Origin of the sequence: Neisseria dentiae (assembly GCF_024580525.1) — a bacterium.
Classification (GTDB): domain Bacteria; phylum Pseudomonadota; class Gammaproteobacteria; order Burkholderiales; family Neisseriaceae; genus Neisseria; species Neisseria dentiae_A.
In genome coordinates, this window is sequence record NZ_JANIKQ010000008.1 from 33,489 (window position 1) to 59,087 (window position 25,599).

Annotated in this window: 22 protein-coding genes and 1 pseudogene; 10 read left to right on the forward strand and 13 right to left on the reverse strand. The window is 54.7% G+C overall.

Translation table 11 applies throughout. From position 1 onward, the window contains the following. The first annotated feature begins 51 nt into the window (after positions 1–51). From lptB to hpf, 3 genes are all read left to right on the forward strand, one after another. Positions 52–780 carry an LPS export ABC transporter ATP-binding protein gene (gene lptB, locus NQ012_RS06335; protein WP_257066774.1) on the forward strand — a complete coding sequence of 243 codons (729 nt, stop codon included), beginning with the start codon at positions 52–54 and terminating at the stop codon, positions 778–780. 78 nt (positions 781–858) lie between these two features. Next, entirely contained in the window at positions 859–2,208 is a 1,350-nt protein-coding gene (gene rpoN / locus NQ012_RS06340; protein WP_257066775.1) for an RNA polymerase factor sigma-54, read from the forward strand. Between the two features lie 256 nt (positions 2,209–2,464). After that, the gene (gene hpf / locus NQ012_RS06345; protein WP_257066776.1) at positions 2,465–2,785 is read left to right on the forward strand and encodes a ribosome hibernation-promoting factor, HPF/YfiA family; all 321 of its coding nucleotides are present in this window, start codon (positions 2,465–2,467) and stop codon (positions 2,783–2,785) included. A gap of 440 nt (positions 2,786–3,225) precedes the next feature. Here hpf and clpA read toward each other — a convergent pair whose 3' ends face one another. Both clpA and clpS read right to left on the reverse strand, forming a co-directional pair. Further along, the gene (gene clpA, locus NQ012_RS06350) at positions 3,226–5,505 is read right to left on the reverse strand and encodes an ATP-dependent Clp protease ATP-binding subunit ClpA (RefSeq protein WP_257066777.1); all 2,280 of its coding nucleotides are present in this window, start codon (positions 5,503–5,505) and stop codon (positions 3,226–3,228) included. Further along, complete coding sequence (gene clpS, locus NQ012_RS06355) at positions 5,506–5,820, reverse strand: ATP-dependent Clp protease adapter ClpS (RefSeq protein ID WP_257066778.1); 315 nt, start codon at positions 5,818–5,820, stop codon at positions 5,506–5,508. It lies immediately after the preceding gene. A gap of 241 nt (positions 5,821–6,061) precedes the next feature. On the opposite strand from clpS, the gene NQ012_RS06360 reads away from it, so the two are divergent. Further along, positions 6,062–6,265, forward strand: coding sequence for a cold-shock protein (locus tag NQ012_RS06360; protein WP_002217533.1), 204 nt, complete (start codon positions 6,062–6,064; stop codon positions 6,263–6,265). A gap of 96 nt (positions 6,266–6,361) precedes the next feature. Further along, positions 6,362–6,568 carry a DUF1653 domain-containing protein gene (locus tag NQ012_RS06365; protein ID WP_257066779.1) on the forward strand — a complete coding sequence of 69 codons (207 nt, stop codon included), beginning with the start codon at positions 6,362–6,364 and terminating at the stop codon, positions 6,566–6,568. Here NQ012_RS06365 and NQ012_RS06370 read toward each other — a convergent pair. Further along, positions 6,546–6,720, reverse strand: a pseudogene (locus NQ012_RS06370) (lipoprotein signal peptidase). The gene NQ012_RS06365 and the pseudogene NQ012_RS06370 overlap by 23 nt on opposite strands. Here NQ012_RS06370 and smpB point away from each other — a divergent pair. The 3 genes from smpB to guaA all read left to right on the forward strand — a co-directional run bounded on the left by smpB (position 6,697) and on the right by guaA (position 9,564). Next, the gene (smpB, locus tag NQ012_RS06375; RefSeq protein ID WP_257066780.1) at positions 6,697–7,236 is read left to right on the forward strand and encodes an SsrA-binding protein SmpB; all 540 of its coding nucleotides are present in this window, start codon (positions 6,697–6,699) and stop codon (positions 7,234–7,236) included. The pseudogene NQ012_RS06370 and the gene smpB sit on opposite strands and share 24 nt — an antisense overlap. 318 nt (positions 7,237–7,554) lie before the next feature. Continuing rightward, on the forward strand, positions 7,555–7,896 hold the full coding sequence (locus tag NQ012_RS06380; protein ID WP_257066781.1) for a hypothetical protein: 342 nt from the start codon (positions 7,555–7,557) through the stop codon (positions 7,894–7,896). Positions 7,897–7,998: 102 nt separating this feature from the next. After that, the gene (guaA, locus tag NQ012_RS06385) at positions 7,999–9,564 is read left to right on the forward strand and encodes a glutamine-hydrolyzing GMP synthase (protein ID WP_257066782.1); all 1,566 of its coding nucleotides are present in this window, start codon (positions 7,999–8,001) and stop codon (positions 9,562–9,564) included. Positions 9,565–9,678: 114 nt separating this feature from the next. On the opposite strand, the gene uhpT is transcribed toward guaA, so the two are convergent. From uhpT to NQ012_RS06420, 6 genes are all read right to left on the reverse strand, one after another. Further along, on the reverse strand, positions 9,679–11,073 hold the full coding sequence (gene uhpT, locus NQ012_RS06390) for a hexose-6-phosphate:phosphate antiporter (RefSeq protein ID WP_257066783.1): 1,395 nt from the start codon (positions 11,071–11,073) through the stop codon (positions 9,679–9,681). 321 nt (positions 11,074–11,394) lie between these two features. After that, entirely contained in the window at positions 11,395–12,237 is an 843-nt protein-coding gene (kdsA, locus tag NQ012_RS06395; RefSeq protein ID WP_257066784.1) for a 3-deoxy-8-phosphooctulonate synthase, read from the reverse strand. A gap of 61 nt (positions 12,238–12,298) precedes the next feature. Continuing rightward, entirely contained in the window at positions 12,299–12,682 is a 384-nt protein-coding gene (gene panD, locus NQ012_RS06400; RefSeq protein ID WP_257066785.1) for an aspartate 1-decarboxylase, read from the reverse strand. Positions 12,683–12,977: 295 nt separating this feature from the next. Beyond that, complete coding sequence (locus tag NQ012_RS06410; protein WP_257066786.1) at positions 12,978–14,102, reverse strand: aminotransferase class V-fold PLP-dependent enzyme; 1,125 nt, start codon at positions 14,100–14,102, stop codon at positions 12,978–12,980. A gap of 203 nt (positions 14,103–14,305) precedes the next feature. After that, complete coding sequence (locus tag NQ012_RS06415; protein ID WP_257066787.1) at positions 14,306–14,728, reverse strand: DUF721 domain-containing protein; 423 nt, start codon at positions 14,726–14,728, stop codon at positions 14,306–14,308. Then, positions 14,719–14,949: a hypothetical protein gene (locus NQ012_RS06420; protein ID WP_257066788.1), complete on the reverse strand. Its 231-nt coding sequence runs from the start codon at positions 14,947–14,949 to the stop codon at positions 14,719–14,721. Before NQ012_RS06420 ends, NQ012_RS06415 begins: the two co-directional genes overlap by 10 nt. A gap of 124 nt (positions 14,950–15,073) precedes the next feature. Here NQ012_RS06420 and secA point away from each other — a divergent pair, with 124 nt between their 5' ends. Continuing rightward, positions 15,074–17,830, forward strand: a complete 2,757-nt coding sequence (secA, locus tag NQ012_RS06425; protein WP_257066789.1) for a preprotein translocase subunit SecA — start codon at positions 15,074–15,076, stop codon at positions 17,828–17,830. A gap of 395 nt (positions 17,831–18,225) precedes the next feature. On the opposite strand, the gene NQ012_RS06430 is transcribed toward secA, so the two are convergent. Next, on the reverse strand, positions 18,226–19,524 hold the full coding sequence (locus tag NQ012_RS06430) for a M23 family metallopeptidase (protein ID WP_257066829.1): 1,299 nt from the start codon (positions 19,522–19,524) through the stop codon (positions 18,226–18,228). Between the two features lie 1,628 nt (positions 19,525–21,152). Between NQ012_RS06430 and NQ012_RS06435 the strand changes: the two genes are divergently transcribed. After that, positions 21,153–22,142, forward strand: a complete 990-nt coding sequence (locus NQ012_RS06435; protein ID WP_257066790.1) for a hypothetical protein — start codon at positions 21,153–21,155, stop codon at positions 22,140–22,142. A 150-nt stretch (positions 22,143–22,292) separates the two neighbouring features. Here NQ012_RS06435 and orn read toward each other — a convergent pair whose 3' ends face one another. The 3 genes from orn to NQ012_RS06450 all read right to left on the reverse strand — a co-directional run bounded on the left by orn (position 22,293) and on the right by NQ012_RS06450 (position 25,507). Further along, a complete protein-coding gene (gene orn / locus NQ012_RS06440) occupies positions 22,293–22,850 on the reverse strand; it encodes an oligoribonuclease (protein ID WP_257066791.1) in 558 nt (185 codons plus the stop codon). 126 nt (positions 22,851–22,976) lie between these two features. Then, complete coding sequence (locus NQ012_RS06445; protein WP_085367112.1) at positions 22,977–23,606, reverse strand: hypothetical protein; 630 nt, start codon at positions 23,604–23,606, stop codon at positions 22,977–22,979. A 224-nt stretch (positions 23,607–23,830) separates the two neighbouring features. Then, entirely contained in the window at positions 23,831–25,507 is a 1,677-nt protein-coding gene (locus NQ012_RS06450; protein ID WP_257066792.1) for a formate--tetrahydrofolate ligase, read from the reverse strand. Positions 25,508–25,599: the final 92 nt, after the last annotated feature.

A 25,599-nucleotide genomic window follows, 5' to 3' on the forward strand; every position in this document is an offset into this window, starting at 1 on the left:
AGACGGCCTAAAAACCGATTACAATAGTAACCATCACCAAAGAGCACGCATATGAGCCAAAGCCGCTTAAACGTACAAAACCTGCAAAAAACCTTCAAAAAGCGCCAAGTGGTGAAAAACTTTTCGCTGGAAATCGAAAGCGGCGAAGTGGTCGGCCTGCTCGGCCCCAACGGCGCCGGCAAAACCACCAGCTTTTATATGATTGTAGGGCTGATTGCCGCCGATGCAGGCAGCGTAGAGTTGGACGGCCAAGAAATCCGCCATCTGCCGATACACGAGCGCGCCCGTTTGGGTTTGGGCTACCTGCCGCAGGAAGCGTCGATTTTCCGCAAAATGACGGTGGAACAGAATATCCGCGCCATTTTGGAAATCCGCCTGAAAGACAAAAGCGAAATCGATGCCGAGCTTGAAAAACTCTTGGCCGATCTGAATATCGAGCGCCTGCGCAACAACCCCGCGCCGTCGCTCTCGGGCGGCGAACGCCGCCGCGTGGAAATCGCCCGCGTATTGGCCATGCAGCCGCGTTTCATCCTGCTCGACGAACCCTTTGCCGGCGTTGATCCGATTGCCGTTATCGACATTCAGAAAATCATCGGTTTTCTGAAAACACGCGGCATCGGCGTGCTGATAACCGATCACAACGTGCGCGAAACCCTGCGTATCTGCGACCGCGCCTACATTATCAGCGACGGTACCGTGCTGGCCTCGGGCCATCCCGAAGAACTGGTTAACAACGAGCAGGTGCGCGCGGTGTATTTGGGCGAAAACTTCAACTATTAACAGCCGGCAATTGGGGGGGGGTAATCCGGTCCGGCGCAAACCGCACATTACGCTTTTACTCAAGAAGAAAATAACAACATGAGTCAAAACATAGGATTAAAACTCAGGCAAACCCAGCAGCTCAACCAGCGGCTGCAACAGTCGCTGCGCATACTGCAAATGTCGGGGCTGGAACTCGACCGCGAAGTCGACGACTGGCTGCAAGACAACCCGCTTTTGGAACGCGCCGAATACGACGAAGCGGCAGAAGCCGAATTCGAGCGCATTTCCGCCGCACCGCCCAAAACCAACCAAATCGGCGGCGACGATGCCGAAGACGTTTGGGCCACCATCGCCGAAGAAGACGACTTCAACGCCTATCTGCACAAACAAGTGTGCGAACACCCCTTAAGCGAAGCCGAAGCCGCGCGGGTGCATATCCTGATTGATTTTCTCGACGAACAAGGCTACTTCACCGACAGCATCACCGATGTGCTCGACCAAACGCCGTTAGAGTGGATGCTGGAAGAAGAAGATATGCAGAACGCACTCGATCTGCTGCAAACCTTCGACCCCCCGGGCGTGGGCGCTGCCGACCTCACCGAATCGCTGCTGCTGCAACTGATGCGCCTGCCTGCATCGCCCGAGCGCCAGCTTGCCGCCAAAATCGTGCAGCTGCATCTTGATGATTTGAGCCGCAGCCGCCAGCAGAACACCGCCAAATTCCGCAAATATTTTCCCGATGCCGAAGCCGAAACCCTTCAGACGGCCTTAGACCTGATCGCCAAACTCAACCCCTATCCCGCCTACGGTTTCGCTTCCGCCGAGCCTACCGCCTATGTGCAGCCCGATATTTGGGTGAAAGAAACCAAAAGCGGCTGGTCGGTCAGCAGCAACGAGCGCGTGTGGCCGAAAGTGCAGCTCAACAGCGAATATTGCGAACTGCTCAAACAAGCGGGCGACATCAGCCCCGAATGGAAAGAAAAACTCAGCGAAGCACGACAAAAAATCGACAGCCTCGAGCTGCGCAAAAGCACCGTGATGCGGCTGGCCGAATATATCGTGGAAAAACAGGAAGATTTTTTCGTGTTCGGCGAAATCGGCCTCACACCCATGCTGGTGAAAGATGCCGCCGCCGCACTGGGCGTGGCCGAAAGCACCGTGTCGCGCGCCGTCAACCACAAATATTTGGCTTGCCCGCGCGGGGTGTTTGCGTTACGCTATTTCTTCACACAGGCCGTTGCCGCCGAAGACGGTGAAGGCGTGAGCCAGAGCGCGGTGAAAGCCGTTATCGCCCAACTGGTTGAAAGCGAAAACAAACACAAACCTTATTCCGACGATGCGCTGAGCAGGTTGCTGAAACAGCAGGGCATCGACATTGCCCGCCGCACCGTGGCCAAATACCGCGAATCGCTGAATATTCCGAACGCACACCAACGCAGGCCTTAATACCTAACCGGAAGTAAGCAGGCCGTCTGAAAAATTTAATCTGCATCAGCAAAACCTTTCAGACGGCCTGTTATAGTGAAAACCCTAAAAATTGATTTTTTCTACGGTTGCCTAGGATCTGTTGACGATTGACCGGCGAAGCTGTTTTTTTAACCAACCATACCACCGTTGCGTTAATTATCAACAGACCCCAACCGCAAACACACTAATTTCCGCCGCCGACACGGGCGGCACAACCCAACCGAAGGAGTAAGCCATGAATCTGAAAATTACCGGCCTCAATTTCGACGTAACCGAAGCCATCAAAAACCATGTGGCCGCCAAGCTCGAGCGCATCAACCGCCACGCCGCCAACGTGATTTCGGTAGCCATTACCCTCTCGGTGGAAAAGGTCAACAACAAGGCCGAAGCCGATGTGCACTTGGCCGGTAAGGATCTGCATGTGGAAACCATTGAGTCGGATATGTATGCCGCCATCGACGTGCTGATGGACAAACTTGACCGCGCCGTACTGAAACACAAAGAAAAAAGCAACGACGTGCGCGCCACCCCCAAACCCGCACCTGCCGACGAATAACCGTTTGGCCGTGCCCCGCAATACCAAATATCAAACGCCCCGTTTTACGGGGCGTTTTTTTATGCTCAACGACGTTCAAATCCGCTTTGGCGAAGCTTTTGCAAAACTCTTTCAGGCCGTCTGAAATGCTTAAATCCCACAACCTTTGCACAAACACTTAGCGCCGTCTGAAAAACGGTTAGAGACCTTTGCAAAAATACCTTGAAGCCGTCTGAAATGCTTAGATTCCGTCATTCCCGCGTAGGCGGGAATCCAGCTTTAAAACCATCAAATATTTTATTTCAATAACTTATAAAAAATGACTGGATTCCCGCCTACGCGGGAATGACGATGGTTGAATATTTCAGGCGGCTTAAACGAATTTTGCAAAGGTCTCGGTTATTTTGTTTTCAGACGGCCTTTGCTTCCGGCTGCCGCCTTTAGCAATCTGCCGTATCTGTTCACACCGCCGCATCCGCCGCTTTTTTCGGTGCGGCTTTCTTAAACTTCAACACGGCTTCTTCTTTGGCCGCATCCCAGTCTATGCGCACGAAACCGCCGTCGGCAAGACGGCCGAACAGCAGCTCGTCGGCCAGAGCCTTGCGGATTTTTTCCTGAATCAGGCGGTTCATCGGGCGGGCGCCCATCTGCGGGTCGAAACCTTTTTCGGCCAGATATTTGCGCAGCGCCGGCGTAAACTCGGCCTCCACTTTTTTATCAAGCAGCTGCTGTTCCAGTTGCAGCAGGAATTTATCCACCACTCTGGCAATCACGGCTTCGTTCAACGGCGCAAACGGAATAATGGCATCCAAACGGTTGCGGAATTCGGGCGTAAACAGCTTGTTGATGGCTTGCATTTCGTCGCCGCGCTCGCGCTTGCCGGCAAAACCGATGGTGGGCTTGCTCAGGCTTTCCGCGCCCGCGTTGGTGGTCATGATGATAACCACATTGCGGAAATCGGCACTCTTGCCGTTGTTGTCGGTGAGCTTGCCGTGGTCCATCACTTGCAGCAGCACATTGAAAATATCGGGGTGGGCTTTTTCGATTTCGTCGAGCAGCAGCACGCAAAACGGTTGTTTGTTAACCGCTTCGGTCAGCAGCCCGCCCTGCTCGAAGCCCACATAGCCCGGCGGCGCGCCGATCAGGCGCGAAACGGCATGGCGTTCCATATATTCCGACATATCGAAGCGTTGCAGCGGCACACCGAGCGAGAAGGCGAGCTGGCGCGCCACTTCGGTTTTGCCCACGCCGGTGGGACCGGAAAACAGAAAGCTGCCGATGGGTTTGTCGGGCTGCCCCAAGCCGGAGCGCGCCATTTTCACGGCGGCCACCAAGGCTTCGATGGCGGCATCCTGCCCGAATACCATGTTTTTCAAATCACGGCCCAGATATTGCAGCACTTGTTTGTCGTCGTGCGACACGGTTTTCTCGGGAATACGCGCCACTTTGGCCACCACCGCTTCGATTTGGGCTTTGCCGATAACCTTTTTCTGCTTGGATTTGGGCAGAATCCGCTGGGCGGCACCGGCTTCGTCCATCACGTCGATGGCCTTGTCGGGCAGGAACCGCTCGTTGATGTAGCGGGCAGACAGCTCGGCGGCGGCCTCCAGCGCGCCGGCGGTATAGCGCACTTGGTGGAAATCTTCAAAGGCGCTCTTCAGGCCGCGCAGAATCTGCACGGTTTCGGCGATGCTCGGCTCGACGATGTCGATTTTCTGAAAACGGCGGCTTAAGGCATGATCTTTATCGAAGATGGTGCGGTATTCGTTGTAGGTGGTGGCGCCGATGCAGCGCAACTGCCCTTTCGCCAGCGCGGGCTTGAGCAGGTTGGAAGCGTCCATCGTGCCGCCCGATGTACTGCCCGCCCCGATGATGGTGTGGATTTCGTCCACAAACAGCACGGCGTTGGGGATTTTCGCCAGCGCTTTTAAAACGGCTTTGATGCGCGCCTCGAAATCGCCGCGGTATTTGGTGCCGGCCAGCAGTGCGCCCATATCGAGCGAAAACACGGCGGCGCCGCGCAGCGTGTCGGGCACTTCGCCTTTCACGATCAAATGCGCCAAACCTTCGGCCAGCGCGGTTTTGCCCACGCCGGCTTCGCCCACCAGCAGGGGGTTGTTTTTGCGGCGGCGGCAAAGGGTTTGCACCAAACGCTCCATCTCGTGTTTGCGGCCGATTAGGGGATCGATGCGGCCGGCCAGCACTTCGGCGTTGAGGTTGACGGTGTAGTCGGCCAGCGCATCGCCGCTGCCGGCGGCCCGGTTGCCGTCGTCTTCTTCACGGCTGCTGCCGTTGCTGCCTTCGGGCGTGATGCCGTGGGCGAGGCAGCGCAGCAAATCGTAGCGCGTAACCGATTGCAGTTGCAGGAAATACACCGCATGGCTATCGGTTTCGCTCATCAGCGCCACCAGCACGTCCACCGGTTTCACCTCTTTTTTGCCGGCCGACTGCGCGTGCACCATCGCCCGCTGCAATACGCGCTGGAAGCCGAGGGTGGGCTGGGTTTCGGTGCTGTCGAACAGGTGCGGCGGCAAGGTCGGGGTGTTGTCGACCATGCTGCTGATCAGCTGTTCGGTGAGCACACCGCAATCCGCGCCGCAACGTGCCAATATGTTGGCCACGTCTTCGCTCTGTTCGATGAGCGCCAAAAGCAGGTGCTCCAAGCTGATCAGCTCGTATTTGTGCCTGCGCGCATCGGTGTAAATCTGTTGCAGAATCTGTTCGAGTTCGGTTGAAATCATTTAAACCTCCTCAACAATACATTGCAGCGGGTGGCCTTCCTGCCGTGCGCGCTGCAAAACCTGTTGCTGTTTGGTATCGGCTATATCGCGGGTGTAAACGCCGCACAGCCCTTTGCCTTCGTGATGCACCAGCAGCATCACGGCCACCGCCCGCTCTTCGGGCAGCATGAAAATTTCGGTGAGCACTTCCACCACGAAATCCATGGTCGTGTAATCGTCGTTGAGCAGATAAACGCCGTACCGTTTGGGTGGAGTGGTTTTGCTGCGGTTCAACAGTTCGGTTTCTGCGTCGCGGCGGGTTTGGTTTTGACTCATATTAATCTTTAAAATGCGGTTTCGGGGTGGTATTGATGTTGTTTTTTGCTTTATTTTAATAAATTTCGATATTTTTCCCAATCTCCCCTTGACTGGACCATACAACATAGGTAAAAAGCCTTCTTAGCAGAGCTTGGCATCTAAAAAAGCATAATGGTTTGGGAGAAACTCGAAACTTTTGGTTTTTACATGTTGCCTGAATTTTGCTGTTTTTGTTAATTTTTTTAGTATAGGAAGTTCAATGGCAACCGGTATTGTTAAATGGTTTAACGACGCTAAAGGTTTTGGTTTTATCACCCCCGACGAAGGCGGCGAAGATTTGTTTGCTCACTTCTCTGCCATCAATATGGAAGGTTTCAAAACCCTGAAAGAAGGCCAACGCGTTTCTTTCGACGTAACCACCGGCCCTAAAGGCAAACAAGCCGCCAACATTCAGGCTGCTTAATCAAATTGGGCCGGAGTGTTCCGGTTTCAATTCCCAAAGTATGGCGGGTTGCAAAACCTGCCATTTATTTTTTGTTTTTTCAGACGGCCGATTACGATGAACACAGTCAAACCCGGCATCTACCGCCACTATAAAGGCAATTTATACGAAGTGCTCGGCACTGCCCGCCACAGCGAAACCGAAGAACCCTTAGTGGTTTACCGCGCCCTCTACGGCGATTACGGCCTGTGGGTGCGCCCCGCCGCCATGTTTGCCGAAAGCGTCGGCGGCGTTTTGCGCTTTACCTGCATACGCGAATTTTAAGATGTTGAGACCTTTGCAAAAAAGTCAGATGTGGATGCAGTTCAAGGCGTAGACCACGCCGCGAGTGCAGACATAACATAGAGTTAGGCAAGCGAGCGAGCAGCGCACAACGCAGAAATGCGCCGCAGATGGCTTTTTTGCAAAGGTCTCACGTTTTCAGACGGCCTTTTGCTACAATAGGCCGTCTGAAAAAAAGCAACCGAACCGAAATATCGAATACCATGAGCATCGCCAACAACCGCAAAGCCTTTCACGACTATTTTATCGAAGACCAAATCGAAGCCGGTTTGGTGCTAGACGGCTGGGAAGTGAAAGCCGTGCGCGCCGGCCGCGTGCAGCTGAAAGAGAGCTATATCCACTGGAAGAAAGACGCGTTTTATCTGGTGGGCTGCCACATCACCGCACTGCCCACCGCCTCCACCCATGTGAAGCCCGACCCGGTGCGCCAGCGCAAGCTGCTGCTGAAACAGTCGGAAATCAACAAATTAATCGGCAAAACCGAGCGGGCGGGCTACACCATCGTACCGTTAAACCTGCATTACAGCCGCGGCTACATCAAAATGGACATCGGCCTGGCCAAAGGTAAAAAGCAGCACGACAAACGCCAGAGCATGAAAGAAGCCGATTGGAAGCGCGAGAAACAGCGTTTGATGAAAAACGCGGGTTAACGGCCTGAAATTTTTGAAAAAAACCAATTCAACCCTGAAAAGGTTGGTGCCTCGTCATTCCCGCGCAGGCGGGAATCCGGCCCCAAAATCATCAAGTATTTTATTTCAATAACTTACGAAAAAACGACTGGATTCCCGCCTGCGCGGGAATGGCGATGGTTGAATATTTCAGACGGCCTAAACGACTTGCAAAGGCCTCGGCCTATATGTTTTTTACAACCGGTTTGCGTAAAAAAGCGCAAGAACCCTTTTCAGACGGCCTGCATAACCCAATAATGCAGGCCGTCTGAACACATTCGCAACCACGGAGTTTGCACCATGCCCCAAGCCTCGCTCGCCCTGCCGCTGTTTCTGATTATCGCCGGCGCCGTGTGGTTTCTCAAAGCCACCGGCATCCTGCCCGCCACCGCCACGCTGATTGCCATCGGCCTGGCCGTTGCCGGTGTGGCCGTGCTGGTGATGGACGGCATCAACAAACAGTCGGTCGTATCCGGCCCGCTCTTGATTTACATCGGCGCGGCGGTTTACCTGAAAAGCCAATATCTGATGGGCATGTCGCCGCTGGTGGCTTTGGGCATGATGGTTCTCGGCTGCCTGTTGCTGCTTTCGCGCAGCAATATCGTACCGCACAAACGGGTGAAACTGCCCGGCGGCGAATAATCCGCCGCACGCATCAGGCCGTCTGAAAAATGATACAATAGCGCATTTTTCAGACGGCCTTTTTGCCGGCCTGCCGTTTCCCTTTTCCCATCGAAGACCATCATGACCCAAGACAAAATCCTCATTCTCGATTTCGGCTCGCAAGTTACCCAGCTTATCGCCCGCCGCGTGCGCGAAGCCCATGTTTACTGCGAACTGCATTCTTTCGATATGCCTTTGGCCGACATCAAAGCCTTCAACCCCAAAGCGATTATCCTTTCCGGCGGCCCCAACTCGGTTTACAACTCCGATTATCAGGCCGACACCGGCATCTTCGATTTGGGCGTGCCCGTGCTCGGCATCTGCTACGGCATGCAGTTTATGGCACACCATTTGGGCGGCGAAGTGTCGCCGGGCGACCAGCGCGAATTCGGTTATGCGCAAGTGAAAACCATCGATTGCGAATTAACGCGCGGCATTTCAGACGGCCAGGCCAACACGCTCGATGTGTGGATGAGCCACGGCGACAAAGTGTCGAAACTGCCCGAAGGCTTCGTGGTGATCGGCGACACGCCGAGCTGCCCGATTGCGATGATGGAACACGCCGAAAAACAATTCTACGGCATCCAGTTCCACCCCGAAGTTACCCACACCAAACAGGGCCGCGCCCTCTTAAACCGCTTTGTTTTGGACATCGCCGGTGCCAAACCGAGCTGGACCATGCCCAACTACATCGACGAAGCCGTCGCCAAAATCCGCGAACAAGTAGGCGGCGACGAAGTGATTTTGGGCTTGTCGGGCGGCGTCGATTCCAGCGTGGCCGCCGCGCTGATCCACCGCGCCATCGGCGACCAACTCACCTGCGTGTTTGTCGATCACGGCCTGCTGCGTCTCAATGAAGGCAAAATGGTGATGGATATGTTTGCACGCAATCTGGGCGTAAACGTGATTCATGTGGACGCTACCGAACAGTTTATGGGCAAACTCGCCGGCGTAACCGACCCCGAGCAAAAGCGCAAAATCATCGGCGGCGAGTTTGTGGAAGTGTTTGATGACGAAGCCAAAAAACGCGTTAACGCCAAATGGCTGGCACAGGGCACGATCTACCCCGACGTTATCGAAAGCGCGGGCGCGAAAACCAAAAAAGCACACGCCATCAAAAGCCACCACAACGTCGGCGGCCTGCCCGAAAACATGAATCTGAAACTGCTCGAGCCTTTGCGCGACCTGTTTAAAGACGAAGTGCGCGAACTGGGCGTGGCGCTCGGCCTGCCGCGCGAAATGGTGTACCGCCACCCCTTCCCCGGCCCGGGCTTGGGCGTGCGCATTTTGGGCGAAGTGAAGAAAAATTACGCCGACCTCTTGCGTCAGGCCGACGATATTTTCATTCAAGAGCTGCGCAACACTTTCGATGAAAACGGTACCTCGTGGTACGACCTCACCAGCCAAGCCTTCGCCGTGTTCCTGCCGGTGAAGTCGGTGGGCGTAATGGGCGACGGCCGCACTTACGAATACGTGGTCGCCCTGCGCGCGGTCATCACCAGCGACTTTATGACCGCGCATTGGGCGGAGCTGCCTTATTCGCTGCTGGGCAAAGTGTCCAACCGCATCATCAACGAAGTGCGCGGCATCAACCGCGTGGTGTACGATGTGAGCGGCAAACCGCCCTCTACGATCGAGTGGGAATAATCGATAACCGTTTGGTTTGATTCAAACATCTTAAGGCCTCAAACTGCCTTAATAACTTGCAAATACTCTGGCTTAAACAAATTTTGCGATGATTTTCCTGCTTTTGGGCGAATGTTAATGCCCCAACTGCCTGTTCACTTCGCGGATACGTTTTTCTTCGCCATAGGCCACCACCATCAGCAGCACAATGCCGACAAACAAAGCGATATAAAACACAATAAACACGTCAGACCAACCGTGTAACGTATATCCGAACAGGCTCAAACCGCCGCTTTTCGGATCGGCAATGGCAGCCAGCCCGACCTTCGCTATAGAATCGCCGAACAGATAACCGAAGGTACCGGTCATGCCGTTGGCTACGCTGATGCCTTTTTTCGGCACAAACCCCACCAAAGAAATACCGATCAGCAGTTGCGGTCCGAAAATCAGTGCGCCAAGCAGAAAAAGAGAAACATTCACCATCATCACGCTGGTGGCGTGCCGATACATCATCACCACGAAAATAATCGCCACCATACAGCCTACCGCCACGGCTGCCCGGCGGCCGTTAAGCAGGTCGGAAATATAACCCCAGCTCATACTGGCAAGAATCGCGCCCACCTCGAAATAAAAAATCGTGTTGACGGCATCCAGCTTGCCGAAACCCAGCACCTCGGTTACATAAAGCGGCGCCCAGTTGTCTATCCCGATGCGGACGATATAAACGAACACATTGGCCACGCACAGCATCCAAATCCAGGGGTTACGCAATACAAACTGCTTGAACGCCTGCCACATGGGCATTTCTTCGGCCTCGGTGTTTTCCGATTCCACCGGTTCGCCGAAAATTTCTTCGCAGCGGTTCCAGCCCAGTTCTTCGGGGTCGTCTTTGCCGACAAAGAAGCTGGCAATGCCGATGGCCAGAGCAATCAGGGCGGGAAAAACAAACATACCGTAAACATTGCCGCCGAAAAACACGTTTGCGCCCCACAGCGCCAGCATACCGGCCACCGCGCCGCCGACATTGTGCGACATATTCCAAAAGCCGAGATAACGCCCGCGCTCTTTACGCGGCGCCCAGCGTGAAATCGTGGAATAAGAAGCCGGCCCGCCCGCCGCCTGAAACACGCCGTTCAAGCCCCACAACACGATAAACAAACCGATTACCGAACCGGAGGCGCTCATCACCAAGCCCATCAGCAGCACCGCTATCGATGCGAGCACCAACATCACCGACAGGGATTTTTTGGTGTTTTTATCGCTGATGTAATAGCCGACGGCGGTTTTGCCCAAGCCGTAAGTGATGCTGAAAGCCAAGCCGATATAGCCGAGTTGGAGCGTGGTCAGGCCGAGTTGCTCTTTCATCATCGGCTGCGCGGCCTTAAAATTATTTCTAATTAAATACATGCACATATAAGTGGTAAACACCACCAAAAAGGCTTTTAAAAACTGCCGCAGCCACATCCTGCGCTGTTCGGCGATGGGAATACCTTTATTCGGTATTTTGTTGATGGCTAAAAATCCGGACATGGCAACACTCCTTTCACAGAAAAAGTTCGAGCCGGTTGAGCCGATACTATAAGTGGCTTAAATTCAAAATAGGACAAGGTGCCGAGCCGCAGACAGTACAGGTAGTACGGCAAGGCGAGGCAACGCTGTACTATTTTGAATTTAAGCCACTATACTCCCACCTCAAACCGCCCTGCCGTTCATTGTCTGCGCCAAATCAAACAAGCGGTCATTAATTTAGGTAAATTTACCTTTCTCAGACTTTGAAAAATATCCTGTCATATCAAATACAAAGGCCGTCTGAAAAATTTTCAGACGGCCTGTTGCCATGCTTTTAACCGTTTAATCAATCGCCAGCGCAGGGAACGATTTCACCGTTTCGTCCACCGCTTTCACGCGCAGCAGAAAATCTTCGAGTTTGGCCAGCGGCAGCGCGCTGGGGCCGTCGCACTTGGCTTCATCGGGGTTGGCGTGCGATTCGAGAAACAAACCGGCCAGGCGGGTGGCCATGCCGGCCAGCGCCAAATCCAGCACTTGGCTGCGGCGCCCGCCCGATGCGGCGGCACCGGCTTCGCGCTGTTGCAGCGAGTGGGTAACGTCGAAAATCACCGGCAGGTTGCCGCAGGTTTTTTTCATCACGCCGAAGCCGAGCATATCGACCACCAGATTGTCGTAGCCGAACTGTGCGCCGCGTTCGCACAAAATCACTTGTTCGTTGCCTGCTTCGGCGAATTTTTCAACGATGTTTTTCATTTGCGAAGGGCTTAAAAACTGCGGCTTTTTCACGTTAATCACATTGCCCGTTTTCGCCATCGCCACCACCAAATCGGTTTGGCGCGCGAGAAAGGCGGGCAGCTGGATCACGTCGCACACTTCAGCCACGGGCGCGCATTGGTAAGGCTCGTGCACGTCGGTAATCACGGGCACGCCGAATTCTTTTTTCACGGCGGCGAAGATTTTCAGCCCTTCTTCCAACCCCACGCCGCGAAACGAGTGGATAGACGAGCGGTTGGCCTTGTCGAACGAGGCTTTGAACACATAAGGAATGCCGAGTTTGTCGGTTACTTTCACATAATGTTCGCAGGCTTTGAGGGTGGAATCGAGGTCTTCCAGCACGTTGATGCCGCCGAACAGAGTAAACGGGGCGTCGTTGGCGACGGTGATATGGTTGATTTTAACGTTCATGGCTGATTTTCCGGTGGGTTGAAGGCCGTCTGAAAAATGGTTTCAGACGGCCTTTGATGGTTTATAAAACGGTGTGCGGCGGTTCGTAACGGATAACGTCGCGGATTTTGTTTTGCCCGTCCACCAGCACCACGTTCGGCTCGTGGGCGGCAATTTCCGGCTCGGAGAGCATCACGTAAGACATAATAATCACGATGTCGCCTTTCTGCACCAGCCGCGCGGCGGCGCCGTTGAGGCACACCACGCCGCTGCCGCGTTCGCCGGGAATGGTGTAGGTTTCAAAGCGCTCGCCGTTGTTGTTGTTGACGATTTGCACTTTTTCGTTAACGCAGATACCCGCCGCGTCGAGCAGGTCTTGGTCGATGGTGATGCTGCCGACGTAGTTCAAATCGGCTTCGGTAACGGTGGCACGGTGGATTTTGCCGCCGAGCATGGTGCGGAACATTAAGGTCTCCATTTCCGGTTAAGCGTTTTTCAGACGGCCTGCCGCAGCAGGCGCAAACGGCAGGCCGAGACCTTTGCAAAACCCCCTGATGTGGATGCAGTTCAAGGCGTAGCAGCGCAGCGAGTGCAGACATATCAAACAGATAGGCAAGCGAGCGAGCAGCGCACAACGCAGAAATGCACCGCAGATGGGGGTTTTGCAAAGGTCTCAAACCGTCTGAAAAAGGCGCTATTGTACACCTTTTGCCGCTTTGCCAAGCGTTATCCGCCGGTTTTTGCCGAACCTTACCTGCCGGCTACACCCTGCCCAACACCCGGGCAAACGTTTCTACCGTGCGGTCGATATTTTGCAGCTTGTCCAAACCGAACAGTCCGAGGCGGAAGGTTTGGAAATCGCTGCGCTCGCCGCATTGCAGCGGCACGCCGGCGGCAATCTGCATTCCTTGTGCGATAAAGGCTTTGCCGTTTTGGATATCGGGGTTAACCGTGTAGGAAACCACCACTCCGGGGGCTTCGAAACCTGCCGCAGCCACGCTGGGATAGCCCGCACCGGCCAGCAGCGCGCGTATTTTCGCGCCCAACTCGGTTTGCGCTGCCTGTAAACGCCCGAAACCGACGGCTTCGGCCTCTTTCATCACATCGTGCAGCTTCATCAGCGCATCGGTGGGCGGCGTGGCGTGATAGGCATGGCCGCCGTTTTCAAAGGCTTCCATAATTTGCAGCCATTTTTTCAAATCGAGCGCGAAGCTGTCGGATTCGGTTTGCTGCACCTTTTGGTAAGCCGCGTCGTTCAGCATCACCAAACCGCAGCAGGGCGAGCCGCTCCAGCCTTTTTGCGGGGCGGAAACCAACACGTCGATGCCGAGTTTTTCCATATCCAACCAAATGCAGCCCGAAGCGATGCCGTCGATGACCAGCAGGCCGCCGACGGCGTGCACGGCTTCGGCCAGTTGTCGGATATAGCCGTCGGGCAGCATGATGCCCGATGCGGTTTCCACGTGCGGCGCAAACACTACGGCGGGGCGGCAGGCGGCGATTTCGGCGCACACTTCTTCAATCGGCGCAGGCGCAAACGGGGCTTGCGCTTCGTCGGCCTGGCGGGCGGTGAACACTTTGCTGTCGGCGGCGATGGTGCCTTTTTCGAGAATCTGCGTCCAGCGGTAACTGAAAAAGCCGTTGCGCACAATCAGGCATTTTTCGCCCCGTGCAAGCTGGCGAGCCACGGCCTCCATGCCCGATGTGCCGCTGCCGGGAATCACGGCGGCGTGTTGTGCGCCGTAAACTTTTTTCAACGTGGCCGAAATATAGCGCAAGGCCGTCTGAAATTTTTGCGACATATGGTTCAGCGCACGGTCGGTGTAAACCACCGAATATTCCAGCAGGCCGTCTGAATCGATTTCGGGGCGGGGCAAAGTGCTCATTATGTTTTTCTCCTTTGAATTAAAGCCTTGCAAAGGGCTTGAAAGCGGTTTTTGATGTTAGCATTATCAGCGGCGGGTGTAAAAGGTAAAAGGTTAGAGGCCGTCTGAAAATGTTTTCAGACGGCCTCTATACGTCATACCCGGGCTTGGCCCGAGTATCTTGCGTTTCAACAACATGAAATACACAGGCCTAACCCGAATATTCAGCCTTTCCCGTGCTTTTCCGCCAACCTTTGCAGCGCTTGCGCCAGCTCGGGGTGGTGCTGCAACTGCCCGGCGGTGTGCCTGAAGCCCTCCAGCGCGGCATCGCTCATTTTCAGGCTGTTAACGCGGGGCGTTTGCGGCGGCTTGGGCAAAACCTTCACGCGCACACCGGCGATGTCGGGGTGCAGCGCCTGCAAACGCGGCAACAGGCCAGGGGCAATCATGCGCAGGCGCGAAGAAACCATATTGTTGTCGGCCAGCACAACCAATACGCCGTTTTCCACACAGGCCGTCTGAAAATGCGCGCGCAGGTTGGCGGGCATCATCTGCTTGACTTGGGCATCCAGCCTGCGCCATTGCTGCGAACGCTGCAACAGGGCCAGCAAGTGCCCGTCGCGCCCGCCTAACCGGTTCAAATCCATGATAACCACCTTGAGTGTTGTTTTGGTAAAAGCTGCCGAACATATTCCGCTACGCTCATTTTTTCAGGCATTTTATGCCATCCGCAGCCGATTTGAAGCATAACACCCGCCAGACCAACCAACAATTTCAGAAAAGTTTGGCAGAAAAAAGCGGCGGCAAAACCGCAACGCAGCATTTTCAAAACCGCCCTTAAAGTAAAGGGAAGTTGAAATTTGGTCAAACTGCCGCTATTTCAGACGGCATTGTAACCCTGCCAAACGGCTTGTGTTAAAATTCAGGTTTGATTTTATGACCCGTCTGTTTCAGCCGGAATGCCGCAAACGCATTCCGCCACAGGAAATTTCATGCTTACCAACTTAGCCAAAAAAGTATTTGGCAGCCGCAACGACCGCCTGCTCAAACAATACCGCAAAACCGTCGCCAAAATCAACGAATTAGAGCCGCAAATGCAGGCTTTGAGCGATGAAGAACTGCAAGCCAAAACCCCCGAGTTCAAACAGCGCCTCACCGAAGGCGCAAGCTTAAACGACATTCTGCCCGAAGCTTTCGCCGTTTGCCGCGAAGCCGGCCGCCGCGTGCTGAACATGCGCCATTTCGACGTGCAACTCATCGGCGGCATGGTATTGCACGACGGCAATATCGCCGAAATGCGCACCGGCGAAGGCAAAACGCTGGTCGCCACCCTGCCTGTTTACCTTAATGCGCTGGCGGGCAAAGGCGTGCATGTGGTTACCGTCAACGATTATCTGGCCGCGCGCGATGCGGGCATTATGGAGCCGCTGTATAACTTCCTCGGCCTGACCGTGGGCGTGATCGTGAGCGATATGCAGCCTTTCTACCGCCAAACCGCCTACAACGCCGACATCACCTACGGCACCAACAACGAATTCGGCTTCGACTACCTGCGCGACAACATGGTAACCGACCAATACGACAAAGTGCAGCGCGATTTGAATTTCGCCGTGGTCGATGAAGTCGATTCGATTCTGATCGACGAAGCGCGCACTCCGCTGATTATTTCCGGCCAGGCCGACGACAACGTGCAGCTCTACCAAGTGATGGACAAAGTGCCCGCACGCCTTATCCGCCAAGAAACCGAAGAAGGCGCGGGCGATTATTGGGTCGACGAAAAAGCCCATCAGGTGATTTTGAGCGAATCCGGCCACGAACACGCCGAAGAAATTCTGGCTGACATGGGCCTGCTGCAAGAGGGCGATTCACTCTATTCGGCCGCCAACATCATGCTGATGCACCATCTGATGGCCGCATTGCGCGCCCATACCCTGTTTCACAAAGACCAACACTATGTGATTCAGGAAGGCGAAATCGTGATTGTCGACGAATTCACAGGCCGTCTGATGGCGGGCCGCCGCTGGTCGGAAGGCCTGCACCAGGCCGTGGAAGCCAAAGAAGGCGTCGAAATCAAACGCGAAAACCAAACGCTGGCGTCAATCACCTTCCAAAACTACTTCCGTCTGTATAAAAAACTCGCCGGCATGACCGGCACAGCCGACACCGAAGCCTTTGAGTTCCAAAGCATTTACGGCTTGGAAACCGTGATTATCCCTACCAACCGCCCGATGCAGCGCAAAGACTTCAACGACCAAATCTTCCGCACCGCCGAAGAAAAATACGAAGCCGTCGTCAACGACATCCAAGCCTGTTTCGACAAAGGCCAGCCCGTGTTGGTGGGCACCACCAGCATCGAAAACTCGGAGCTGGTGTCGCGCCTGCTCACCCAAGCCGGCCTGCCGCACAACGTGCTCAATGCCAAAGAACACGAACGCGAAGCCCTGATTGTGGCGCAGGCGGGCAAACCCAGCATGATTACCGTGGCCACCAACATGGCCGGCCGCGGCACCGACATCGTTTTGGGCGGCAACGTCAAACACCAGAGCGACGCCATCCGCGCTGACGAAACCCTGAGCGACGAAGAAAAGCAAGACCGCATCTCCAAACTCGAAAACAGTTGGGAAGCCGACCACCAGCGCGTTATCAACGCCGGCGGCCTGCACATTATCGGCACCGAGCGCCACGAAAGCCGCCGCATCGACAACCAGTTGCGCGGCCGTGCGGGGCGTCAGGGCGACCCTGGTTCCAGCCGTTTCTACCTCTCGTTTGAAGACCCGCTCCTGCGCCTGTTCGCCCTCGACCGCGCCGCCGCCATCCTCAACCGCCTTGCGCCCGAGCGCGGCGTCGCCATCGAACACGGCATGCTCACCCGCCAAATCGAAGGCGCGCAACGCAAAGTGGAAGGCCGCAACTTCGATATGCGCAAACAGGTTTTGGAATACGACGACGTCGCCAACGACCAGCGCAAAGTGATTTACCACTACCGTAACGAAATCCTCACCAACCAAGACGTGAGCGATTTGGCCAAGAGCATCCGCGAAGAAGTTATCGGCGATTTGGTCGACATCCACATGCCGCCCGACAGCATGGAAGAGCAATGGGACCTGCCCGCGCTCGAATCCCAACTGGCAGGCGAATTCCGCGTTCATGCCGATGTGCGCGGCTGGCTGAAGGAAAACAACACGCTCGACAACCAAGACGTTAAAGAGCGCCTGATTGCCCAAGTGGAACAAGAATACGCCGACAAAACCGAGCTGGTCGGCAAACAAAACATGACCAACTTCGAACGCAACGTATTGCTGCAAGTTATCGACAACAACTGGCGCGAACACCTCGCCGCCATGGACTACCTGCGTCAGGGCATCCACCTGCGCAGCTACGCCCAGAAAAACCCCAAACAGGAATACAAGCGCGAAGCCTTCATCATGTTCCAGCATCTGTGGAACGGCATCAAACAAAACGTCGCCTCATTGCTGACTTCGGTGCAGATCGAACAGGCCGACGATATGATTGCCGACAGCGAGCCGCAAGAACCCGCCGCCGTGCAGGCCATCCACTCCGGCGCCCCCGCCATGGAAGACGTGTTGGGCGAATCGCGCGATAATCTTGCCACCGAAGCTTTCGACCCCACCGGCAACGACTTCAGCCCCGAAACGCTTGCCAAACAAGGCCACGTCGTCCACCGCAACGACCTCTGCCCCTGCGGCAGCGGCCTGAAATACAAGCATTGCCACGGCAAATTGAGCTAATCACTTCCAACATAAAAACCTGCTTCATTGAAGCAGGTTTTTCTTATGGCAGATGGAGTTGATTAAGGTTGCTGGAGGTTTTGCAGAATCTTTGCAGAATCTATTGAGGCCGAGCCCTTTGCAACATCCCTTGAAGGCCGTCTGAAACGCCATTTTTCGTCATTCCCGCGTAGGCGGGAATCCGGCCTTTTAAAATACTGATACTGGATTTCAATGGCTTGTGAAAATTTCACTACGGGAATGACGGGATTTTAAGCATTTCAGACGGCCTTCAAGAGATTTTGCAAAGGTCTCGGGCCGTCTGAAAAATCAAAACACTTGTTTTTTCAGACGGCCTCAGTCCATAAAAAACAACCGCCCGTTTATAACAACGGGCGGTTTTCTCTAAGCAAACATCAATCTAACTGCGTTACTGTTACCGGCAGATTGCGCACCGCAGCCATGGTTGCAGTATGCGCCTGTTGCTGCCTGCGGAACTCGGCCATATTGGTGGGCGTGAGTTTCGGTGTCGGCAGAGCGATGGCCGTCGGGTTCATATGCTGGCCGTTTTTACGCACTTCATAGTGCAGGTGCGGGCCGGTCGAGCGGCCGGTGCTGCCCACATAACCGATTACGTCACCGGCTTTAACCTGACCGCCGGCCGATGAGAATGCGCTCATATGGGCATACAGGGTTTCGATACCGTTGCTGTGTTGCAGAATCACGGTATTGCCGTAACCGCCCTGCCAGCCTTTAAACGTCAGCACACCGTCGGCAGTAGCGCGGATGGGCGTGCCTGTGGGTGCGGCATAATCAATGCCCGTGTGCATTTTCACGGTGCGTAAAACGGGGTGGATGCGCACACCGTAGGGGGATGAAACGCGCATATAGTCAACCGGCTTCACGTTAAAACCTTCGTGCAAACGCAGCGATTTGCCGTTTTGGTCGTAATAGCTGCCGCTCTCTTCATCGCCCTTACCTTGGCTGTAATAATAAGCCTGATAGGTTTTACCGTCTTTCACCACTTCGGCAGCCAAAATATCGCCGGTTGCCATTTCCTGACCGCGGAAATACATACTGTTATACAGCAGGCGGATGGAATCACCGCTGGTGAGTTCGTCGACATTAACAATATCGTGGAAAATCTCGTTCAGCGATTCCCGCACTTCAACCGGCACGCCGGCCTGCGCCATCGCACCGCGTGCGGAAGTACGCACCTGCACGGCCCGCAGGGTGGGCATGGTTTCCATTTCAACGGCGGAAGTGGAAGTACGCCATTTGCCGTTTACTTTTTCCAAAGCCACCAAGTCGCGGAAACCGTTGTCGTCGTCGTTAAAGAACTGCACGTCGGTGATATTGCCCGAAGCATCGAAGCGCACGTTTACTGATTGGCCTGCACGCAGCTGAATCATGCTGCGGTCAACCGAATTGCGCGCCAGCACTTCGCGGATTTCCTCGTCCGACACGCCCATGCGCTGCAACACATCAGTGAGCGAATCGCCCGGCTCCACCGCTTCCTGCGCCCAATAACTGCCTTGGAACGTGCCGCTTTCCACATAAACGGCCGGCAACTCTTCCATCACCCGCTCCGTGCGGTAAAGCTCCGGCTGGGGCTGCGGATCGGTTACGGCATACGCGGCCACCACACCGGAAACGGGCAGCAGCACGCCCAAAATCGACCAGCGGACAGGTTTGTTTTGCCAAAAACGACCCACCGCCGCCACGGCAGGCACGCCGGAAATGGCTGATACTGCCGCACGGATGGGTTTGACTGCGGTTTTAAATGCCGCCTGGGATTGGGTAACTTTCGGCACCGAAATCTTGGGCATACTGATTTTGGGCATGGAAATTTTCGGCAGTTTCGGCAAAGCAATCTTGCCGCGCGGCGCACCGGCAGCCGCTTCCTGACCTGCCGCATAAGCGGCAGCGGCAACGGCCAGTTTTTCTGCCGCACGCTCCGAAACAGAAAGGGCTTCGGATTCGGCAACGGGTTGCGCCGCTTCAAGCGCAGCAACAGCAGGCTGTTCTTCGGTTTCCGCAACGGAAGCAACAGCAGCTTGTTCCACTTCTGCCGCAACAGCCTCAACCGCCTCGGGTTGCACCGCTTCAAGCTCAGCAACAGCAGGCTGTTCTTCGGTTTCTGCAACGGAAGCCACGGCAGCTTGTTCCGCTTCCGCCGCAACAGCCTCAACCACCTCGGGCTGCACCGCTTCAAGCTCAGCAACAGCAGGCTGTTCTTCGGTTTCTGCAACGGAAGCCACGGCAGCTTGTTCCGCTTCCGCCGCAACAGCCTCAACCACCTCGGGCTGCACCGCTTCAAGCGCAGCAACAGCAGGCTGTTCTTCGGTTTCTGCAACGGAAGCCACGGCAACTTGTTCCGTCTCTGCGACAACAGTTTCAACCGCTTCGGCTTCCACCACTTCCGCCACAGAAGCAACGGCGGCTTGCTCCATTTCTGCCGCAACGGTTTCAACAACCGGCACATTGGTTTCTGCAACGGTTTCGGCTATATCTACCGTTTCAAACGTTTCAAAGGCCGTCTGAACGGTTTGCTCCGCTACATTTTCAGTTTCTGCAACCGCAACGGGTTCCGGCGTAACTTGTGCCTTCTGCTTGATAAACAGCGAAGGCTTCACATTGATGGCGGGTTTAAACAAGCCCGACAAAGGTTTGTTGGCGGTGATTTTCGCCGTCGCCACCATTTTTTTGGCAGCCGTAACGGCAACGGTTTCAGGCTGCGTTCCGGCCACGGCCTCCGCCGCAACGGCAACTTCCGGCGCGGCTTGTGCGGCAGGTTCTTCATGACGGGCAGCCACAGGTTTCACCAACACAGGCTCAACCGGCACCGATTTCATTGCAAACGGCGTGGTCATCATCGGTTCGGCGGCCAACAGCGCAGGCTCTACCACCGGGCTGACCAAATTGGGCGCATCCTCAAACAGGGCGGCTGCCGCTGTTTCGCGCGCAGACGCGGGCGCGGTAGTGTTTTCTACGGGCGCAACCGTGCGCTCCGGTTCGGTGTGTGCACGCTGAACGGGTTCGGGTTCGATGGGGCGCGCAACAGGCGCGGCAGGTTCTGCCTTAGCCTCGTCGCTTTGCGCCAACGATTTTAAAAACATACTCAGGGGCTTTGTCATATCAGGCCTCTTATCTTGCTTGTGCGGCGGGATTTTCCGCCATTATTCTGCTACTGCGTTGATTTTCACAAAATTTATATCTTTTCGGTTCACCTAAAGTGTACCACAAAACCGCCTCCCCTGCTTTAAGGGGAAGTTTCGCTGCGTGAAAAATCCGCACAATAGCGTAAAATATGTATAGTTTTTTTATCTACACATATCCTCCCATGTATCTTACTTTAGCCCTCCCGGCCCTGAACCGCAACACTTCCGACACCCTGCCCGAAACCGTTTTGCCCTCGCTCAATAAAATGATGCGTTTCGGTGTGCATACTGCAACACCTGCGCGGCCGTCTGAATTTTACGGCCGTTTTTTGTGGCGCGGCAGCCTGCTGGAAAACGCCAAATCGGCTTTGGGCATAGGCTCCGACCGTGCGGCGGTGTTTGCCAGCCCGGTTTGGCAGCAGATGGGGATGCACCATATGGATATGCTCGGTGGCGGCGATATTCAAATTCAGGCACACGAAGCCGAAACACTCTGCCGCGGCCTGAACGGTTTTCTGCAAGACGACGGCTGGCACTTCAGCCCGCTGCGCCCCGATTTGTGGCTGGTGCTCCTGCCCGAACAGCCAAACTGGCAGGCTGCGCCGGTTTTAGACGTGCTCGGCAGAATCGACGGCTCAATCCGCGCAGAAGGCGCCGGCAGCCGCGCATGGCTGCAAAAGCAAACCGAAATCCAGATGTGGCTGCACGCCCACCCGATTAACGCCGAACGCGCCGCCGCGCAGGCGCCCGCCGTTAACGGCGTGTGGCTGTGGCGGGATATGGCGGGCGGCCAAAGCGGCGAACCTTTCTTAGGCAGCAGCAGCCCGTGGGCGCAGTTTTATCCGGGCAGCCGCACCGATGCGCCTTATGATTTCGACGCTTGGATGGAAATGGTGCGCGAACACGGCCGCCCCGTTTCAGACGGCCTGCTGTTTTTAGACGACTTGGCCGTTACCCTGCACACCGACGATGTGTGGGCATATAAAGATATTTTGGAAAGCTGGGAACAACGCTGGTTCGCCCCGTTGTGGCAGGCTTTGCAGCAAGGCCGTCTGAACGGCCTCACCATCGCCACCGATGGCGGACAGGGCGGCAGCCTCACGCTCAAACCCAAGTCGGCGCGGGCGTTTTGGAAGAAAAAGAAAGTGTTTGCGGGAAACTTGGGCGGCTAGGCCGTCTGAAATATCCCACTCCATCATACTCGGGCTTGACCCGAGTATCCCGTCTTATTTAGAAGTTATTAAAAACAAAAAGATACTCGGGTCAAGCCCGAGTATGACAAAAATTCTTTAAAAGCCCGCGCGGGCTTTGCAAAACGCTTTTCAGACGGCCTCGGGCAGCTTGAGAAAGCTGTTGCGGTAGTAGCGCATTTCTTCGATGCTTTCGAGAATATCGTCCAAAGCCTGATGCGAGCCTTTTTTTATCACGCCTTTATACACAGGCGGGTTCCAGCGGCGGGCAAGTTCCTTCAAGGTGGACACATCCAGATTGCGGTAGTGGAAATAGGCTTCCAAGCGCGGCATATAGCGCACCATAAAGCGGCGGTCTTGATGGATGGTGTTGCCGCACATCGGCGTGGTTTTTTCGGGAACCCACTGTGCCATAAAGTCTAACAGCCGCTGCTCCACTTCGGCTTCGGTGAAACGCGATTCGCGCACGCGCTGCGTGAGGCCGGTGCGCGCGTGGGTGGCGGTGTTCCATTCATCCATATTGTCCAGCACCTCGTCGCTTTGGTGCACGGCATACACTTCCGACTGCGCCAGCACGTTCAAATCCTGATCGGTGATAATCATCGCCACTTCGATAATGCGGTCGGTGTCGGGGTTCAGGCCCGTCATTTCCATATCGAGCCAGCAGAGGTTGTTTGCGTTTTGGGTCATTTTTTCAGACGGCCTTGTTGCTGTTGACTGGGGCATGATTATAAAGCATCTGATCGACACAAAGCTGTCTGAAAATGATTTTTCAGACAGCCCGCTTCCTTGGAATAAAAATATTATTTTTAATAATTATTCCTTTTTCTCTATTTCATCCAATATTTTTTCACCATCTGTGATGCGTGATAAAGTTGCTGCAAACGGAAAAGATCTGCTCAAAATACGCTTTACTTCACTAGCTTTAATGGGTTTAGGTAATACTTGAAAATCATCCAGCTTTTGAAAAAAAGTTTTATCCGCCCTACCATAATGTTCGGTTTTTTCCAGCACACCCGAAGCCTTACCCAAAGCAACAATACCCTGTCCTGATTCGTAGAGAAATATCCAATCACCTTTTCTAAATTTTTGAATTTTTTCTTTATAACCATCTTCAAAAGCTGCGGCAACTCCATTTGACAACATCCATTTATGATCATCAACATCGTTGATTTTATTTGTATTTAATAAAAAGTAGTTAACTGATTTTGTTTCTTCAATCACCAGTTCTTCTTCCGCCTGTTCTTTATGCCTTTGTTTCCAAGGTTCGATAATCTGTTCTGTAATCAAACGATGAATCAGCTCTTGCCTAGAGAACTCAAAACTATCAGCCACCTCCTGCAAAATCAGATCTTCTTTGATAGAAAGACGAATACTGAACGTCGTCTTTTCTTGATTACGCTCTACAAACTCATTAGATAAGCTGTCTAAAAAATTTATTGCCATTTTTATTCCTTTTTAGATTGTTAAAAATAATTTCACTATCTGGTCTTATATGACTATACAGTAAAATAATTATAAATAATTTTATGGAAAAATAAAACACAAATTTATTAAAAAATAGAACATAAATTTATTATTATTTGATTCTATTAAAATTTATTAAAACAAGGCCGTCTGAAAAATGTTTTTCAGACGGCCTTTCTTTTCAAACAACAAAATCCGACGGCTTAAAACAGCCCGTGAATCACGCCGTTTTCATCCACGTCGATTTTCTCCGCTGCGGGCACTTTGGGCAGGCCGGGCATTTTCATCATGTTGCCGCACAGGGCAACGATAAAGCCGGCGCCGGCGGATACGGTGATGCCGCGCACATGGATGGTGAAGCCTTCGGGTTTGCCCAAAAGTTTGGCATCGTCGCTGAGCGAATATTGGGTTTTCGCCATGCACACGGGCAGGTTGTTGAAGCCGAGTTTTTCGAGCGAGGCAATTTCGGCGGCGGCTTCGGCGCTGAATTCGACATCGGCGGCACCGTAGATTTTCTGTGCAACGGTGCGGATTTTCTCTTTAACCGGCAGTTCGGCATCGTAGGCAAACTGAAACCGGTTGGGCTGGGTTTCAACGGCGCTTACCACTTTGTGCGCCAAGTCTTCTCCGCCTGCGCCGCCTTTGCCCCACACTTCGGTGAGCGACACTTCCACGCCTTCTTTCGCGCAGGCCGTCTGAATCATTTGCAGCTCGGCATCGGTGTCGGACACGAAGCGGTTGAGCGCCACCACCACCGGCAGGCCGAACACATTTTTCAGATTGGCTATGTGTTTGAGCAGGTTGGGCAAGCCTTTTTCCAGCGCACTCAGGTTTTCTTCGCCCAGCTTGGCGCGTTCGGCGCCGCCGTTGTATTTGAGCGCGCGCACGGTGGCGACGACCACGGCAGCATCAGGTTTCAGGCCGGCAAGGCGGCATTTGATATCGCAGAATTTTTCTGCGCCCAAGTCGGCGCCGAAACCGGCTTCGGTTACGGTGTAGTCGCCGAGATGGCGGGCGGCGCGGGTGGCAATCACCGAATTGCAGCCGTGGGCGATGTTGGCGAAGGGGCCGCCGTGCACCAGCGCGGGCGTGCCTTCGATGGTTTGCACGAGGTTGGGTTTGACCGCGTCTTTCAGCAAAGCGGCCATCGCGCCGTGGGCTTTGATGTCGCGGGCGTAAACGGGGCTGCCGTCTTTGGCGTAGGCAATCAGGATGTTGCCCAAGCGTTGTTTGAGGTCGGCCAAATCTTTGGCGAGGCAGAACACGGCCATCACTTCGGAAGCAACGGTAATGTCGAAACCGTCGGGGCGCATCACGCCGTCAACCGGCTTGCCCATGCCGCCGATGATGTTGCGCAACTGGCGGTCGTTCATATCGACCGCGCGCCGCCACAGCACGCGCTTGGGGTCGATGTTCAGTTCGTTGCCCTGATAAATGTGGTTGTCGAGCATGGCGGCCAACAGGTTATTGGCCGCACCGATGGCGTGGAAGTCGCCGGTGAAGTGCAGGTTGATGTCTTCCATCGGCAGCACTTGCGCGTAGCCGCCGCCCGCCGCGCCGCCTTTCACGCCGAACACGGGGCCGAGCGAAGGCTCGCGCAGGGCGATAACGGTTTGTTTGCCGATGCGGTTGAGCGCGTCGGCCAAGCCTATGGTTACGGTGGTTTTGCCCTCGCCGGCCGGCGTGGGGTTGATGGCGGTAACCAACACCAGCCTGCCCTGTTTGGGCGGTAGGGCGGCGATGTCGGCGGGGTTGACTTTGGCTTTGTAATGGCCGTACGGCTCGATTTGCCCGGGCTTCAGGCCGATTTTGGCGGCGATTTCGGTTATCGGGCGCATGGTGGCGGATTGGGCGATTTCGGCATCGGTTTTGTAGCTCATGGCGCTTTCCTGCAAACAATGAAAATAGGCGGTATTATAGGCGCAACGGGAAAATAATGCCCGGGTGCAGGTCAAATTTTCAGACGGCCTGA

Bases quoted from the DNA above. Each gene is read 5' to 3' on its own strand.
- lptB (WP_257066774.1), top strand. From the start codon at position 52: ATGAGCCAAAGCCGCTTAAACGTACAAAACCTGCAAAAAACCTTCAAA.
- rpoN (WP_257066775.1), top strand. From the start codon at position 859: ATGAGTCAAAACATAGGATTAAAACTCAGGCAAACCCAGCAGCTCAAC.
- hpf (WP_257066776.1), top strand. From the start codon at position 2,465: ATGAATCTGAAAATTACCGGCCTCAATTTCGACGTAACCGAAGCCATC.
- clpA (WP_257066777.1), bottom strand. From the start codon at position 5,505: ATGATTTCAACCGAACTCGAACAGATTCTGCAACAGATTTACACCGAT.
- clpS (WP_257066778.1), bottom strand. From the start codon at position 5,820: ATGAGTCAAAACCAAACCCGCCGCGACGCAGAAACCGAACTGTTGAAC.
- NQ012_RS06360 (WP_002217533.1), top strand. From the start codon at position 6,062: ATGGCAACCGGTATTGTTAAATGGTTTAACGACGCTAAAGGTTTTGGT.
- NQ012_RS06365 (WP_257066779.1), top strand. From the start codon at position 6,362: ATGAACACAGTCAAACCCGGCATCTACCGCCACTATAAAGGCAATTTA.
- smpB (WP_257066780.1), top strand. From the start codon at position 6,697: ATGGCTTTTTTGCAAAGGTCTCACGTTTTCAGACGGCCTTTTGCTACA.
- NQ012_RS06380 (WP_257066781.1), top strand. From the start codon at position 7,555: ATGCCCCAAGCCTCGCTCGCCCTGCCGCTGTTTCTGATTATCGCCGGC.
- guaA (WP_257066782.1), top strand. From the start codon at position 7,999: ATGACCCAAGACAAAATCCTCATTCTCGATTTCGGCTCGCAAGTTACC.
- uhpT (WP_257066783.1), bottom strand. From the start codon at position 11,073: ATGTCCGGATTTTTAGCCATCAACAAAATACCGAATAAAGGTATTCCC.
- kdsA (WP_257066784.1), bottom strand. From the start codon at position 12,237: ATGAACGTTAAAATCAACCATATCACCGTCGCCAACGACGCCCCGTTT.
- panD (WP_257066785.1), bottom strand. From the start codon at position 12,682: ATGTTCCGCACCATGCTCGGCGGCAAAATCCACCGTGCCACCGTTACC.
- NQ012_RS06410 (WP_257066786.1), bottom strand. From the start codon at position 14,102: ATGAGCACTTTGCCCCGCCCCGAAATCGATTCAGACGGCCTGCTGGAA.
- NQ012_RS06415 (WP_257066787.1), bottom strand. From the start codon at position 14,728: ATGGATTTGAACCGGTTAGGCGGGCGCGACGGGCACTTGCTGGCCCTG.
- secA (WP_257066789.1), top strand. From the start codon at position 15,074: ATGCTTACCAACTTAGCCAAAAAAGTATTTGGCAGCCGCAACGACCGC.
- NQ012_RS06435 (WP_257066790.1), top strand. From the start codon at position 21,153: ATGTATCTTACTTTAGCCCTCCCGGCCCTGAACCGCAACACTTCCGAC.
- orn (WP_257066791.1), bottom strand. From the start codon at position 22,850: ATGACCCAAAACGCAAACAACCTCTGCTGGCTCGATATGGAAATGACG.
- NQ012_RS06445 (WP_085367112.1), bottom strand. From the start codon at position 23,606: ATGGCAATAAATTTTTTAGACAGCTTATCTAATGAGTTTGTAGAGCGT.
- NQ012_RS06450 (WP_257066792.1), bottom strand. From the start codon at position 25,507: ATGAGCTACAAAACCGATGCCGAAATCGCCCAATCCGCCACCATGCGC.